Here is a 15,592-nt window from a genome sequence, read left to right as displayed (position 1 = left end):
CCACTTTTTTGCGGGCATGGGTTTTTTTAAGCCAATGGGGTTTGTGTCATCCGGTGGTCAAATAATCAAAGAACAGGTCAAGATGATCAGGTGTCTCCGTAGGCTGTTGGAATCGGGTTGGTCATGAATCATCCCGTGACCATTTCTGGATGGATGGGGCGGTTGGCTCTTCTGTTTTGGCTCTCTCTTTCTTTCCAGAATGAAGCCTTGGCCTGGGTCGGAATAGATCTTCGAAGCGGTGTTTATGTGGAGTTGGAGGCGGATGTTTACGTTAAGCCGGGGGATCGGGTTGAATATTACGACTATCGCCTACAGGATTATCGTCTGGGTGAGGTGATTCGGGTGGAATGGCGTCAGGTCGTTGAGGAGGGTCGGCTTGGGGAGCGGGCCTTTATACGGGTCATGGAAGAGTCGGTGGAACGGGTTTTCGAAATGGAGTAGGAAAAAAGCTGTCGGGGAGATCTTCGCTGGGAGAAGGGGATGGGCTTTTTTGGACGGGGGTATCTCTGTTGAGGGTGCCTCGGATTTCATGGCATAACGGTTTTTGGGTGCAACGGTTTCGGGTTTGGAAGCAAGGCACAACGGTTCAAGGGGGGAAGTATGCTGTTTCAGGAGCGACAGCCTGAGTTTTTGGGCAAGGTCTATGAAAACGGCGCAGTGATTCTCCGGCAAGGGGAGGCGGGGGGGGATCTTTTTTTTATTCTCGAAGGTCAGGTGGAGGTGATTACCGGGGCTCAAGGGGAGCCCTCTTCCCGTCTGGCGGTATTGGAAAAGGGGGGGGATGATCTTTTTGGTGAGATGGCCTGTTTTGATGATCTACCCCGTTCAGCCACGGTTCGGGCATTGGGGCGGGCAAGGGTGCTGACCATGGATCGTGAGATTTTTCTGGAGCGGATCGCCCAGGATCCCTCTCTGGCGCTGAAAATTTTGACCTCCATGTCCCAACGGCTCTGGGCGCTCAATCTGGAGGTTATTCAGCTTCGCCGGGACCTGGATGAGAGGTCCCGGCAAGCGTCCTGACGGATTGGTGTTAAAACCCGAAGAGGGAACCAAAGCGCCATTTTCGAGAAACCCGACCGGAGGGGGTGGCCAACTCCATCGGGAAAAATTTTTCAAAATAGTAGTCAACGACAAATTGGAAGCGTGCCAGTTGGTTGCCTTGCAGACTGCCCACATCCGTCATTTTTCCAACGTTGAATTGTGCCAGGATCGTGTCATAGACGTTGGGCAGTGTTTTGAGTTTTTCCAGCTTTTTCAAGGCTGGTTGGGTGTCGTTCTTCATGGGAGACTCCTTCATGGATGAGCAGATCAAGGGTGCTGTTGGAAGAAGCAATAATTATACCAACGCTTTGAAGGGGGACACTGCACCAGGGGCTGGCACCACTCCTTCGATGAGAGAGCGGCCCGCAGCTTTTCTGGATCGGGATGGGGTGCTCAATGTCGATACCGGCTATCTCCACGATCCCCGGGATTTTCGCTGGATCGAAGGGGCCAGGGAGGGGGTGCGGTCATTGAACGAGGCCGGTTTTTGGGTCTTTGTGGTGACCAATCAATCCGGAGTGGCCAGAGGCTATTATGATGAAGCAGCGGTGGAGAGGCTCCATGGCTGGATGAACCGGGAGCTGGCCGGGGAGGGGGCTCGGGTAGATGGTTTTTACTACTGCCCCCATCACCCCACGGCAGGGGAGGGAAAATATCGTCGGTCATGTGATTGCCGTAAACCAGCTCCCGGCATGCTTTTAAGGGCGATCCAGGAGTGGCCGGTCAATCTGGCAGACAGCTTCATGGTGGGGGATAAACCTTCTGACATGCAGGCTGCAGCAGCGGCTGGGGTGGTGGGGCATCTTTTTTCCGGCGGAAACCTGCTGACACGTTTGAGGGGAATCATCGGGCGTTGACCATCGGCTGTTGGGGGCGAGTGGTGGTTGGTTGTCGAGGGGCTGCGCGAGGGAGTGATCTCCCGCTGTTTTGGAGTTGTGTTGTCCATGGGGCGATTTTTTCGTTGGGGCGGCCTTTTTTTTCGTGGGGTCCGGCATTTATGGCCAGGCCGTTGGTTTCGTTGGGGGCGTTATTCCTGGCGGGGACATTTTATCAGGATCGGGAGTTTGTTCGTGACTCTTTTTTGGTTGGTTGGCATCGTGATCAATGTGGTTTTAACCGGGCTTGGAATCTGGTGGCTGGTGCGGATGGTAAAGCCCAAAGAGGAGAAAAAAATCCCCCCTCCATCCTGATGGGAAGGTCGTATGGCGGGGAAAAAACGTTCCGAAGGCCGGAAAAGGGGGTTGATGGCTGAAAAAAAAGCCTCGGAGGGAGAAAATAAAGCCGATTTTGTTTAAATGTGATGTTTTCGTCATAAAATCGTTATAGTTGGCGATTAAGATAGAGTCCCAATGATCAGAGGGAGCCGAATCAGGTTGATCCATTTCGGGGGAGGTCTGTCCAAATCGCTGGAGTGGGTAGGGGCTGAATCATAGAGATCAGCTGTCCCCCTCAACGACGGAAAAAAACAGAAAGGAGATCCAACATGTTTGACTGAACACAACCGCTGGACAAAGCCCCATTTTGGGCTTTGGCAACAGATTCATTTATTTATTTAAAATCAGATCAATTTTTTAAGGGGGATTTTCCCAAAAGAGGAAACCTGCCAGGGCCGTCCTCTTCACTTGTCCATCGGAAATTCCCCCACCAAACATTCCCTCTGGGATCGTTGAGCCTGTCGGGAAGAATCCTTCGATAAACTCCCTTCGGGTTGATAAGCTCGACCTGCCTGTCCCTCAAAGCCACTCCCCTTCTATGGCCTTCCATTAGTATGTGCTGTTCCTCTTTGGCCACCATTCCCACGAAGGCGGGGATCCAGGGAGTGATGATTGTCCTCAAGGAAAAACCAAATCTCACCTTTGGCATTTTCCAGCGACCACCACCTTGGATTTTTTCTTCCCTCTGTTTGTAACGGTTTGTTTCAAAATGGATTATTTGCTTTCGGATCTCTCAGGTGATGGAGGATGTGAATAAGTTTCACATGGTTTGAAACGGTCAAAAAACCATCCAAAATGTTCTTGATTCTCAAAAAGTCCATTCCCTGTCTCAAGTTGCAGAGATTTTCCCCACAACACCCATCCAACTCGACCCCTCGTTTGGCTTCCGGTGTGAACAACATTTCAATATCGATTGTTGACCCTGGAATTTTAGTATGGAGACAAAGGGAAAACACCCAACTTGGAGGAGCCATCCACCCATTTCAGGATGAGCTGACAGGTGACAAAATGTCTATTGAACTCACGGAACGAGACGACAAGGCCATTATTACCATCAACGGTGTCTTCGGATACCAGGACCTCACTTCTTTTAAAAAAATTCATGATCGGGTAAAAAACCACGCCTACGTGGAAATCGATATCAGTGCCTGCAAATCGATTGATCCTTGTGGCCTGGGAATTCTCTATCGGTTGAAAGAGGATGGTAACAAAAAGAGGTTAAAAATCGTCAACAGCCCCACCAGAAGCTGTTCCCATGAAACCATGGCTGTTTTAGGGGTAGTGACGGAGTTGGCAGAAGAGCTTAATGACAACAGAGATAGCTGGGACAGGTGGCAGGTGCTCTCTCAGCTGTTCGAAAAATATCCCCACCTGAGGGATAAGTTTCCTGCAGATCGAGCCCACTGTTCCGCGAGCCCCAAAGGGTGTGCGACATTTTCCAAATATCAACAGGCACGGGGGTCGATCCTGGAGGTGATCTCCGGGAGTGAATTTCATCAAAAATCCCGCAGATCGAGCTGAAGATTGATGGAACTGTTTTTTTAAACTGAAATCCAGTCGTTCAAGCTAGACCTGGCAGTTGGGTGTGTGCGGCAGCTTGTCGCCTATTGGTTCGTATGGTGAATTGGGAAAAGTGACTGTCACCTTGTCAGCTACACGAGCTGCGCCCCAAGATCTCAAGATGGCCAGTTATCTATCCGATACAGCGATCTGAAGTGTTTTCCCCGAGCCGGTCTGGTTTCTGGAGAGGTCATGCCCCCCAGAGGTCAGAGCCTGGGCAAAGTTGTGATACCGTTTTTTTGGGACACTATTTTTGGTCTGCTTGATCAACTGCCTTATCACCCCTTCAAGCCATCTCCCTCAAGTCATCCCCCTCAAGCCTTCCCTCCCATGGTGAGATGACTCTGTTTTCATTCCCCACACTTATCCGAAACCGCTGGGCAATGAATCTCATAGATGGATTCCTGGAGGGTTTCCAGCTGTATTGGTTTGACCCCGGCCAGATCGGTCTGTTCAGATGGATCATTGTCGACGTTGAACAGGAGCCCCTCACCCGAATGGGCATGTTCTATCAGATGCATTTCCGAGCTGTAGAGGGACATTTTGGTGCCGACTGTTTCAATGTAGGAAAAGAGGGGGCGCTCGGCAAAATCGATTGTATCACCCTTGAGCAGGGGATAGAGGGTTTTGCCGTCGATCTCCTTGGTAGTGTTGATGTTGAGATAATCCAGGAGGGTCGGCAAGACATCCACTGAACGAACAGAGGAGAGGACTGTTTCCTGACGATTTTGATTGGGGAATTTGATCATCAGAGGCACCGCCAGCTCAGAGTCGAAAAGGTGGTTCCCGTGGTGGAACGGTTGCTCCTGTTCGCTCATGATTTCGCCGTGATCCGCCATGATGATGACAATGGCGTCGTCATAGAGATCCAGCTCCTTCAGCCTATCCAGGAAAACTCCGATCTGTTCATCGGCATATTTCACTTCGGCATCGTAGGCGGCTACATAGATGCGGGCATCCCGGTAGGCGTCTTCACCATCTGGTGGAAGGGAGAAACCTTCTCGGATGTTTTCCGGAATATCCATGTAGGTCAGTTCCCCCGCAGGGGAGGCAAATGAGGTGGCTTCGATCAGCTTTTCGCCGGTATTCCGGTAGGTTTCATCAATCAAAAACTCTTCAAAATAGTCGGTGTCATCGATGGAAAAGTTATAGGGCCAATGGGGACTGAAGAGCCCTAGAAACATGAAGGTTTTATCCCTGGGAGAGATGCCTTGAGCCCGATTCATCGCTTCTATTACGGCGCTGCCATCGGAGTGGAGATACCAACGGCCATGGGAATAGTGTTCGTCAAAATCACCGATGAGATATTCGATGTTGGAGTTTCTCTGGATGGAGATGGCGTGATAGCCCCCCAAATTTTGAAACTGGGTGATGAGGGTTCCCGTGGCCGGATCTTCCAGAGGACGGGTGTCCGGTTTGGCGTTGATACCGTGGTTTTGAGGGTAGAGTCCGTAGAGGATCGAGGCGGTGGCCGGAATGGTCCAGGAAGCTTGGCTTTTGGCATTTTTGAAGACGTAGGCGGTCTCGGAAAATTCTTCCATGTTGGGCGTGGTATTGCGCACATAACCACCCATGTTGGTGTGGTCGTAGCGCAGGGTGTCCACCAGGATCATGAAAATATTGGGTAAATTTTGAGGGTCGGGTGGAATGAGTTCCGGTGGCAGCTCCGCCCCGGGTCGGGGATTTCCCCCACCCTGATCCGGGTTGCCAGCGGAGCTGTCCAGGCGACCAAATTTATCCGCAACCAAAGTGGCGTCGGTATCTTTCACAGGCGTGTTGGAGGTGACTGTCAGGGGATTGACCTCCCACAGCACAGGGGGGGCTGACTCGGTCTCTGCAAAGCTATTCCCACCCGGCATCAGCAGCAGGGGTAGCGCCAGCAATAGCAGCAGCGGTGTGAGCCGATTGTCAATCTTCATGATTTTTAAGCCTTTATTCAGATGGCTACGCTTGAGAGAAAATCTGTAGATGTTTTTTCAGGGAACTTGTCAATCGTCAATTTGACTGCACAAAGGGTGGTGCAATTGATCTATTCTCCAGCCTGTCACATTCTAACACCAACTTGTTTCCCAATGTGCAACTATTTTTGGCTCTTTGATCGGTTTTTCTTTGGTTTCCGGCTTGATTGGCATCGGGCGGGGTGGTTGTGGGTGGAGGGTGACTGACCGCCTTTGGGTGCTTGGGAAAGGAGGCCCGCCGAACGATTCCCTTGCCTTTTGCTGTTTGTTTGGTTTTTCAAACGCATTTGCCAAAGGTGAGAAGAGTCAGGTGGGAGGCGGGGTTCTCACTTGAAAAGCAAAAACAAGGTGGATATAGCAATTCAAATCAAGAATTGGACATATGCCGCTGTACTTTTTCTGTCATTCCCGCGAATGCGGGAATCCAGGGGGGCTGGCGCGAACCTTTCCAAAATCTTGTATCACTTTCAGCAAAATACCGGCCTTTCTTGAAGATTTGGTTTTTCCTTGAGAGCAATCATCAGCTCCCTGGATCCCCGCCTTCGCGGGGATGACGAGTCAGGGAAGAATGTTCAATTTTGAGATAGAACTGCTATAAGCGTTGGTATAAGGGGAATCTATTGCCCCCCTGTCTCAACGGCTCAGCCAAGTTCTGCCTCAACGTCCCAGTCTGGATGATAAACTATATTCGGGAGTGGATGGCTTTTAATATCTGTTTGATTTTGGCTTGACCAGGAAGTTTGGAGAGCAGTTTCAAGACCAATAATTTGCTGAGTTCCATGGCTGGAATGCTGTCGAACAGCCCGATGGAGCGCATGATGGCGGTTTCGGTCATGACCGTCTCTTTTCCCCAGCGTGCCCACTGACACCCCTTGCAGATCATGGCCATTTTGCGTCCGGTCAATATTCCCTTGCGAAGTTTTTGATATTCTTTGTTATTCCATATTTCCATCAATGAATTGTCGTTCAGGTTGCCCATCACCTTGGAGGAGCAGCAGGGGTAGACCTTGCCGTCGGCATCAATGGAAATGGCAGACCAGGGGAGGCCGCAATAGAGTTTTTGCGGGGCGGTTTCGCTCTGTTGTGTTTCTGAGGGGTCGAGGGTGGCTTCCATCCGGCCCATGGCCAGGGGCTTGGGCATGTTGAGAATGACTTGATGCTTTTCCGCCAGGGCCTGGCTTTCGCGGTACACCTCTTCAAAAAGCGAACGATGGTAGAGCATGGACTGAAAACGCTGAAATTCGTTGCGCGGATAGAAAAGAATGACCGTCACGCCCAAGAAACCCAGTTCGGCTGCCAGCTCAATCACTTTGGGCAGATCCCGGGCGCCGCCGGCAAACATGACAAAGTTAAAGATCAGCTGGGATTTGCTCTTCGGATTATCTTTGAGCAGTTGGGAATAGTATTTGAGCTGCTCGTAGAGTTTGGAAAAACGGGCACCCCGGGTCATGGTGTAGGTTTGTTCAGTGGCCCCTTCCAGAGAAAGCCGAACCTGGATGTCGTTATCCACAATATATTGCGCCCGTTCCCGGGTCAGGGCGGTACCGTTGGTGATGATTTCAGTGAGGGTGTCGGATTGGCCGGTCAGACTTGAAAATTGGAGAAACTTCTTTGAAATCAGCTGTTCACCAAAATTGTTCCCCCCCAAAATGCACCCTTCCAGACCAGGCATGAGTTCCTTCTTGATCTGCTCAAAGAGCGGATCACTCATTTCAATGTCCGGTTTTTCGATATTCAGAAGCTTGTTGGTGTAGCGAACACAGTGGGTGCAAGTCAGGTTGCACTGGGTCGTCAGGGAGAGCCAAGCCATCCGTGGGGGATAATCCAACACCAAGGGCAGGTCCGTATCATCAGGATCCATTCGATCCCAGACGGTCTGGTAGAGGATGGCGTCTGCGTTTTTTGGGTCGACCAAAGTGACCTCTTTGCTTTCGGTGGTTTGCAGTTTATGTGTGTCCGTTTGCTGAGGCATTGATTTGTTCGTTTGGGAAAGGTTGGTACGGGATTGGTTCGGATGATTTGCTGAATTGATTGAGGGAAAATTATATGTATGAATCGTTCAATTGTCTTCTTAATTCGACCAAATAGCGATCAAAATTTAGGTGGCATTGTTTCCAGGGTCAATAATTAGAAAAGTTTGTTGGTCTTGTTGGGTTCATTTCTGGAGTTTGTTTTTCTGTGGTCGTCAGCCATGGGGGGCAGTGGTGTTGGCAGAGAAAGGTTGTGAGTGCCTCCACCCATCGGGGTTGGTCTGCGGCCAAATTATTTTGCTCCAGGGGATCCAGATCTTGCCGGTAAAGTCGGCTCTCCCGGTTCCGGAGGGTATGGATCAGATGATGGCCCTCCCGGTAGAGAGAAATTTTGGGGCCTTCGGCTTCGGTGTAGGAGATGACCGGGCGTTGGTCAAAATCGACCTCTTTGCCCTGGATGAGCGGGAGCAGACTTTGGCCGTCCACCGGGGGATGGGGCAGGGCGAGATAGTCCAGCAAGGTAGGCCAAAGATCCATGGAGCGGATGGTGGGGGTGACCACTTGCTGTTGGGTCTGATGGGGAAATTTGATCATCAGGGGAACGGCCAGTTCGGCGTTATAGAGGTGGGAGCCGTGGTGGAATGGGGTGGTGTCCTGTTCGTTCATCAGCTCTCCGTGGTCGGCCATGACGATGATCAGGGCGTTGTCATAGAGGGCGTTTTTTTTGAGATCATTCAGAAAACGTCCAATCTGTTGATCGGTGTAGCGGATTTCGGCGTCATAGGCGGCAATATAGAGGCGTTCATCCCGATAGCCCCCCTGGTGTTTGATTCGTTGGAAAAAGGGGCTGGGTTTTTGGTAGCCAGGCTGATTTGGATTGTAGAGGGTTTCGGCGGTTGGAAAGCGCTTTCGGAGCTTTTCGGGGAGATGGCTTGGGGTGAGTTCTCCTCCTGGAAAGGGAAATCGCTGGATGTTTCGGGAGGGGCTCTGCTGAAATGTCTGGTCGGTGAGATAGCGTTCAAACCACTCCCCCTCCTGAAGGGACCAGACATAGGGCCAGTGGGGGTTGAAGAGGCCCAGGAAGAGTAGCAGGGGGGAGGCGGGGGTGGGAGCGGGGGAGGGTTTTTCGGTTCCCACATGTTTTTTGACCACCTCCAGGGCCTCTGTCACCGCGTCCCCGTCCGAATTTTTTTGCCAGTCGGTCTGGGGATGGTGTTCGGTAAAATCTCCAGTCAAATGTTCGATCATGTGGTTTCTTTGGATCGATACCCCGTGATATCCCCCCGCCTCTTTTACGGTTTGAATGAGGGTGCCGGTGAGGCGTTGCTGTTCCGGTTGTTGACTGGGACGGGTGAGGATGCCGTGGTTGAAGGGAAACTGCCCGGTGAGCAGGGAAGCCACTGCGGGAATGGTCCAGGAGGCTTGGCTCTTGGCACTTTCAAACAGGGTGGCCTCTTGGGCAAAGGCTTTTATATGGGGGGTGGTGTTTCGCCCATATCCCGGGAGTGAGGTGTGATCCAGGCGCAGGGTGTCCACCAGAATCCAGAAGATGTGGGGGCGTTTCTTAGGGGAGGGGGGATCGTCAGCCGCTTGGGTGGGCAGAGGGGAGAGGGGTAGGGTGAGCAGACCCAGGAGGAGAATCAACCGGTAGGTGTGGGGCATGGCGGTCTCAATGAAAAATGGGGCTTAAAAGAAGCTGAAAGGTGATGGCACCCCGGGGGGCTCATCTTTTGAACAGAACCTCGCCAGCATAACATGGATTTTTCCAAGGCTAGAGGTGGGGATTGTTTCCGGTAGCCCCGATACAGGGGGGGTGCTGAAGTTCATCAGCCTCAAGTGGCCGTTGGGAGGATGCTTTCATTGGTTTGGGAAAAATACCGCCCTTCGTTTTTTGCGCCATTTTCCCGGATCAGGGTATTGCCAACGGCTTCGGTGTGGGCTACAGTTTATCTTCTGGCTGTCGTTATCCACCTCCAACCCCTCGTAAGGTTCCCCCCCCGTGAGCGCCGAAAAACCAAGTAAATCCGGTTCGGCCCTTGAGTCGATTCTCGCGGAGTGCCGGCAATCCATTGATCGGATCGATAACCAGATCCACGACCTGCTCATGGAACGCGCCCACTGGGTAATGAAAGTGGGGGAGGCCAAGGGCAAGTCCGCAGATCCCCTCTTCTATCGACCCGCCCGGGAAGCCCAGATTCACCGCCGCTTGGAAGAGCGCCACCAAGGCCCCTTTCCCACAGAAGGGATGCACCGGATTTTTCGTGAAATCATCTCCGCCTGCCTCAACCTGGAGCAGCAGCTGACCGTGGTCTATCTGGGGCCGGAAGCGACTTTTACCCATCAAGCCGCCAAAAAGCAATTCGGTTCTTCCTGCACCTTTGCTGCGGCCTCTTCCATCGATGAGCTGTTTCTCGAAGTGGAGTCGGCCCGGGCCGATTATGGAGTAGTGCCGGTGGAAAATTCCAGTGAGGGGATGGTGAGCCACACCTTGGATCGTTTTGTGGATTCACCTCTGAAAATATGTGGTGAGGTCTATGTGCCGGTGGCCCCCACACTCCTCTCCCAAGAGACCGATCTCAATGAAATCAAGGTGCTCTATTGTCATCCCCTGGCCCAATCCCAATGCCGCCACTGGTTGGAGCGTCATCTCCCGGATGTTCAGGTAGAGGTGGTCTCCTCCACAGCCAAGGCGGCCCGCAAGGCTCGGGAACATAAGGGTGCGGCGGCCATTGCCGGGGTTTATGCTGCGGATCATTTTGGTTTGAACGTCCTTTCCAGTCAGATTGGCGATCAACCCGACCACGGTAATCGTTTTTTGGTGATTGGTCGCCAGGATACTGAACGCACGGGAGAGGATCGCACCAGCCTGATGCTCTCCTTCCCGGACAAACCCGGTTTTTTGCATCGGGTGTTGGGTATTTTTGCCCAGCGGGAAGTCAATCTCACCACCATCGAATCCCGGCCCGCCCGGAAAAAAGCCTGGGAATATCTTTTCTTTATCGATTTTCAAGGGCACCGGCAGGATCCCCAGGTGGCGGCTGCTCTGGACGAACTTCGGGGCATTCCCGAACTCGACACCAAACTTCTGGGCTCCTATCCCCGTCGGGTACTTTAAAACATGTCTTTTTTTGTCAACCGCCTGACTATTATCGGGGTCGGGCTTATCGGTGGTTCCCTGGCTCAATCCCTGCGGGAGCAGGGTTTGGTGGGGGAGGTGGTCGGGGTTAATCGCTCTGCCGCTTCCCGGGAAATGGCCCTGGAGATGGGGGTGGTGGATCGGGCGACCGATTCCATTACCGACGGGGTCCAGGGGGCCACCATGGTGTTGGTGGCGACCCCGGTGCGCTCCATTGCCCAGGTGGTGGCCCAGATGGCGCCATCTCTGAGTCGCGGGGCGGTAGTGACCGATGTGGGGAGCGTCAAGGGCAGCATTGTCGCCGCTTGCGAACCCCTCATGCCTGAAGGGTGCTGGTTTGTGGGCGGGCACCCCATTGCCGGGCGGGAGCGGGTGGGGGTATCCGCCTCATTTCCCTCTCTTTTTCAGGGCAGCCGCACCATCCTGACCCCGACAGACGAGACCCACCAGCCAGCCCTGGAGCTGGTACGCCTGGTGTGGGAAGCGGCAGGTTCCCGGGTGGAAACCATGGGTGCCGAGTATCACGATCAAGTGCTGGCGGCCACCAGCCATCTGCCCCATCTGATGGCCTATAACGTGGTCAACACCCTGTCGGATCAGGAAGAGCATATTCGTGCCGAGGTGTTTCGTTATGCCGCTGGCGGCTTTCGGGATTTTACCCGCATCGCTTCCTCAGACCCCACCATGTGGCGGGATATCTGTCTGGAAAACAGCGAGGCGATTCTCCTCATTCTGGAGCGGTTTCGGGATAACCTGGATGCCTTGGCCCGGCAGGTGAAAGCCCGGGACGGAGAGGCGCTTTTCGATAGCTTCGACCGCTCCAAAACCACCCGGGATCGGGTGTTGAGCGAAAATAAAATTTTGCATACAAGCCCCCTGGGGGAGGATTGAGATGGTCGCAACAAACTCCGCCGCATCCAGGGATGGGCTGGTGCTACAGGCGCAGGCAGGCTCCCCACTCTCAGGAACCATCCAGCCGCCGGGGGATAAATCCATCTCCCATCGTTCGATTATTTTCGGTAGCCTGGCCGAGGGGGAGACCCGGGTGGAAAACCTCCTGGAGGGGGAGGATGTGCTGCGAACCGTGGCCGCTTTTGAGGCCATGGGTGTGGCGATTGAGCGCACCGGTGAGGGGCGTTATCTCATCGATGGGGTGGGGCTGGATGGTCTGTCAGAGCCGGACAACGTTCTGGATGTGGGCAACTCCGGTACCGCCATGCGGCTTTTGGCTGGCGTACTCGCCAATCGTCCTTTTATGACTATACTCACTGGGGACGACAGCTTAAGATATCGTCCCATGGGGCGAATTGCCAAACCCCTGCGTTCCATGGGAGCGCGGATTTTGGGCCGGGACGGGGGGCGGTTTGCACCGCTGGTGATTGAAGGCACGGAGCTGATTCCCATCGACTATATCAGCCCCGTCGCTTCAGCCCAGGTCAAAACCGCCGTGCTTTTGGCGGGTCTCAACACCGCAGGGGAAACGTCGGTTACCGAGCCCGCGCTCACTCGGGATCACACCGAACGGATGTTGAGTGCCTTTGGCGCTGAGGTAAAACGGGAAGGGCTCAAGGTCACGGTCGAGGGGTGGCCCGATCTCAAAGGACAATCCATTCGGGTGCCGGGAGATTTTTCCGCCGCCGCCTTTCCCATCGTCGCTGCTCTGGTGGTGCCGGGCTCTGATATTCTCCTGGAAGGGGTCGGTTTCAATCCGACCCGGACCGGATTGCTGGATCTGCTCCTGGCCATGGGGGGGGATATCGAGCGCTTGAATGAGCGGGAGGTGGGGGGTGAGCCGGTAGTGGATCTTCGGGTGCGTTATTCCAAATTGAGCGGAATAACGGTCCCTCCGCAGACCGTCCCCCGGGCCATCGACGAATTTCCGATATTTTTTACAGCGGCTGCCCTGGCCCATGGCGAGACTGTGTTGTCCGGGGCTGAGGAGCTTCGGGTCAAGGAGTCCGACCGCATCGCTGCCATGGCCAAGGGGCTTTTGGAGTTGGGGGCCCGGGTGGAAGAGTTGCCTGATGGGGCGCGAATCATGGGGGCCGGGGGAACATTGCCCGGGGGCGTGCGGGTGGATTCCCACACCGACCATCGCATCGCCATGAGCCTGCTCATAGCCGGGCTCTGCTGTCACAAACCGGTCACCGTGACCCGATGTGATAATATCAACACCTCGTTTCCAGGATTCGCAACCGCCATGACCGGTCTGGGTGCGAATTTGGTTGTGGAGGGGCCAGGGTGATGGCGCAGGCTGAAAAGACCTCGGCCAAAATGGATCCGGTCACCTCTCGGCTGGTGGTTGCGGTGGATGGTCCGGCTGGGGCTGGCAAGGGGATGGTGTGCCGGGAGGTATCGGTCAGGTTGGGCTTCCGCTATCTGGATACCGGTTCCATCTATCGGGCGGTGGGGCTGATTTCCCTGCAGGAGGGGTTGGAGGCGCCAGATGAGCTGGCTCGGATTGCCAGGGGAATGGATTTTCAGTTCCGTTCCGTGGAAGGTATCGATTTTCGGGCTTTTTTAAATGGTCGGGATGTGAGTGCCCACCTGCGGGAGGAAAAGGTCGGTCAGGCCGCTTCCCGGGTGGCGGCATTACCCGAAGTACGCGAGGCCCTGCTTGGGTTTCAGCGGGGTTATGGGGGGGTGGAAAATGTCCTGCTGGATGGCCGGGATGTCGGTACTGTGGTGTGGCCGGATGCCCCTTTGAAAATTTTCCTCACCGCTAGCCTCGAAGAGCGTGCAAGACGGCGGGCTTTGGAGTTGCAAGGGCGGGGAGAAACTGTTAATTTCCACGACATCCAGTCCAGAATGCAGGAGCGAGATGCACGGGATGCCCAGCGAGCCCATGCCCCATTGGCTTCTGCTACGGATTCGGTATTGGTGGATACGACCCGTCTTTCCCGAGAAGAAAGTGTCATGCGGGTCCTCCGTTTGGTGGAAGGGTTGATACGGGATTCAGCCCATAACTTTAAAAGGTGAACCTCCAGTGGTAGGCGAAGATCAAACCCAAGACCTCGAAATTGCAGACGAGGATTTTAGCGCCCTTCTCGAAGAGTCATTCAAAAATGGTGTTGGCAAAGAAGGCCAAGTCATTACGGGGACTATCATTCAAAGAGAAGGTGACGAATTCGTCATTGATGTAGGCCTGAAGTCCGAAGGCCGGCTGACCATCCGGGAATTTAACGATCCGGACGGCACGCTCTCTGTGACGGTTGGCGACCAGGTGGATGTCTTCGTGGAACGCTGCGAAGACCAGAACGGCCAGGCCGTTCTTTCCCGGGAAAAAGCCAAGCGCGAAGAGGCGTGGCTGGTTCTGGAAAAGGCCTTCGCTGCCAAGGAGACCGTTACAGGTCGGATTCTGGGCAAGGTCAAGGGGGGGTATACAGTCGATATCAACACCCTGGCCGCCTTCCTGCCCGGCTCCCAGGTGGATGTCCGTCCGGTTCACGACATCTCCCGTCTTCAGGAGGAGGAGCAACCCTTCGACATCCTGAAAATGGATCGTCGCCGGGGCAATATCGTCGTTTCCCGCCGTACCGTCATCGAGCGCCAGCGGGAAACCGCCAGAGCCGCTCTCCTGGAAACCCTCCATGAGGGCATGATCCTGGATGGTGTGGTGAAAAATATCACCGACTACGGTGCCTTTGTTGATCTGGGCGGCTTGGACGGCCTTCTGCACATCACCGACATGTCCTGGAAGCGGGTCAAACACCCCTCCAGTGTCGTTGGCGTGGGCGATACCGTCGCTGTGCAGGTGATCAAATTCAATCCCGAAACCCAGCGCATCTCCTTGGGGATGAAACAGCTCCTCACCGATCCCTGGGAAGGCGTGGGTGCGAAATATCCCCCAGGCACCAAATTTTTCGGCGTGGTCACCAACATCACCGACTACGGTGCCTTTGTGGAGCTGGAATCGGGTGTCGAGGGCTTGGCCCACGTTTCCGAACTCGCCTGGACCAAGAAAAATATCCACCCCTCCAAGATTCTGGAGGTAGGCCAGAAGGTGGAAGTGATGGTTCTGGATGTGGATCCGGACCGTCGGCGCATCTCTCTGGGAGTCAAGCAATGTCAGGAAAACCCCTGGCACGCTTTTGCCTCCAGCAATCCTGTCGGTGCCACCGTTCGGGGGGAGATCAAAAATATCACCGAGTTCGGGCTCTTCATCGGCCTGGAAGGGGATATCGACGGCTTGGTGCATCTCTCCGATGTCACCTGGGAACCCAACTCCGGCCAGGAAGCCCTGAAAAGTTTCCAAAGAGGTCAGGAGGTGGAGACCATTGTTCTCTCCCTGGATCCCGACAAGGAGCGCATCTCCCTGGGACTCAAACAGGCGAGCCCCGATACCTGGAGCCAGTGGGCCGATGCCAACCCCAAAGGCAGTCAGGTCAAGGGTATTGTCAAAGAGGTGGTCAACTCCGGCGTCATCCTGGAACTCGGCGACTCAGTGGACGGTTTGCTGCGTAAGTCCGAGATGTCCATGGATGAGAAGGGTTCAGCAGGGCCTGCCGTTGGTGACGAAATCAATGCCAATATTCTCCAGGTTGACCGTCAAAAGCGTAAAATTCTCTTGTCCATCAAAGCCATGGAAGTCTCCCAGGAGCGCAAGGCCTTGAAAGAGTACACCTCGGACAAGGGTAGTGCTACCAGCAGTCTGGGTGAGGCACTCAGCAAGGCGCTTGAACAGGCCGGCGGGGGAGAGTGACTTTTTTTCAT

Annotated in this window: 12 protein-coding genes and 1 pseudogene; 9 read left to right on the top strand and 4 right to left on the bottom strand. The window is 54.2% G+C overall.

Annotated elements, in window-relative coordinates:
- Window positions 1-123: 123 nt before the first annotated feature.
- Both HQL52_08995 and HQL52_08990 read left to right on the top strand, forming a co-directional pair.
- The gene (locus HQL52_08995; protein ID MBF0369576.1) at window positions 124-441 is read left to right on the top strand and encodes a hypothetical protein; all 318 of its coding nucleotides are present in this window, start codon (window positions 124-126) and stop codon (window positions 439-441) included.
- A 159-nt stretch (window positions 442-600) separates the two neighbouring features.
- The gene (locus HQL52_08990) at window positions 601-1,020 is read left to right on the top strand and encodes a cyclic nucleotide-binding domain-containing protein (GenBank protein ID MBF0369575.1); all 420 of its coding nucleotides are present in this window, start codon (window positions 601-603) and stop codon (window positions 1,018-1,020) included.
- Window positions 1,021-1,030: 10 nt separating this feature from the next.
- Here the strand turns inward: HQL52_08990 and HQL52_08985 are convergent, their stop codons facing one another.
- On the bottom strand, window positions 1,031-1,282 hold the full coding sequence (locus HQL52_08985) for a hypothetical protein (GenBank protein MBF0369574.1): 252 nt from the start codon (window positions 1,280-1,282) through the stop codon (window positions 1,031-1,033).
- A 109-nt stretch (window positions 1,283-1,391) separates the two neighbouring features.
- Between HQL52_08985 and gmhB the strand changes: the two genes are divergently transcribed.
- Both gmhB and HQL52_08975 read left to right on the top strand, forming a co-directional pair.
- A complete protein-coding gene (gmhB, locus tag HQL52_08980) occupies window positions 1,392-1,898 on the top strand; it encodes a D-glycero-beta-D-manno-heptose 1,7-bisphosphate 7-phosphatase (protein ID MBF0369573.1) in 507 nt (168 codons plus the stop codon).
- 1,365 nt (window positions 1,899-3,263) lie between these two features.
- Window positions 3,264-3,776, top strand: coding sequence for a hypothetical protein (locus HQL52_08975; GenBank protein ID MBF0369572.1), 513 nt, complete (start codon window positions 3,264-3,266; stop codon window positions 3,774-3,776).
- 389 nt (window positions 3,777-4,165) lie between these two features.
- On the opposite strand, the gene HQL52_08970 is transcribed toward HQL52_08975, so the two are convergent.
- The 3 genes from HQL52_08970 to HQL52_08960 all read right to left on the bottom strand — a co-directional run bounded on the left by HQL52_08970 (window position 4,166) and on the right by HQL52_08960 (window position 9,405).
- A complete protein-coding gene (locus tag HQL52_08970) occupies window positions 4,166-5,734 on the bottom strand; it encodes a sulfatase (GenBank protein MBF0369571.1) in 1,569 nt (522 codons plus the stop codon).
- 721 nt (window positions 5,735-6,455) lie between these two features.
- The gene (locus HQL52_08965) at window positions 6,456-7,688 is read right to left on the bottom strand and encodes an SPASM domain-containing protein (GenBank protein MBF0369570.1); all 1,233 of its coding nucleotides are present in this window, start codon (window positions 7,686-7,688) and stop codon (window positions 6,456-6,458) included.
- 205 nt (window positions 7,689-7,893) lie between these two features.
- Entirely contained in the window at window positions 7,894-9,405 is a 1,512-nt protein-coding gene (locus HQL52_08960; GenBank protein MBF0369569.1) for a sulfatase, read from the bottom strand.
- A gap of 397 nt (window positions 9,406-9,802) precedes the next feature.
- Here HQL52_08960 and pheA point away from each other — a divergent pair.
- From pheA to rpsA, 5 genes and pseudogenes are all read left to right on the top strand, one after another.
- Window positions 9,803-10,858 (top strand): annotated as a pseudogene (gene pheA / locus HQL52_08955) (prephenate dehydratase).
- Between the two features lie 3 nt (window positions 10,859-10,861).
- Window positions 10,862-11,770: a prephenate dehydrogenase/arogenate dehydrogenase family protein gene (locus tag HQL52_08950; protein MBF0369568.1), complete on the top strand. Its 909-nt coding sequence runs from the start codon at window positions 10,862-10,864 to the stop codon at window positions 11,768-11,770.
- Window position 11,771: 1 nt separating this feature from the next.
- Window positions 11,772-13,124, top strand: coding sequence for a 3-phosphoshikimate 1-carboxyvinyltransferase (gene aroA, locus HQL52_08945; GenBank protein MBF0369567.1), 1,353 nt, complete (start codon window positions 11,772-11,774; stop codon window positions 13,122-13,124).
- Window positions 13,124-13,858 carry a (d)CMP kinase gene (locus tag HQL52_08940; GenBank protein ID MBF0369566.1) on the top strand — a complete coding sequence of 245 codons (735 nt, stop codon included), beginning with the start codon at window positions 13,124-13,126 and terminating at the stop codon, window positions 13,856-13,858. Before aroA ends, HQL52_08940 begins: the two co-directional genes overlap by 1 nt.
- 7 nt (window positions 13,859-13,865) lie before the next feature.
- Complete coding sequence (gene rpsA, locus HQL52_08935; protein ID MBF0369565.1) at window positions 13,866-15,581, top strand: 30S ribosomal protein S1; 1,716 nt, start codon at window positions 13,866-13,868, stop codon at window positions 15,579-15,581.
- Window positions 15,582-15,592: the final 11 nt, after the last annotated feature.

It is taken from the genome of Magnetococcales bacterium (genome assembly GCA_015232395.1).
Lineage (GTDB): Bacteria > Pseudomonadota > Magnetococcia > Magnetococcales > JADFZT01 > JADFZT01.
Note: the sequence above shows the minus strand (reverse complement) of the source record. Positions and strands in the feature narration are given on the sequence as shown.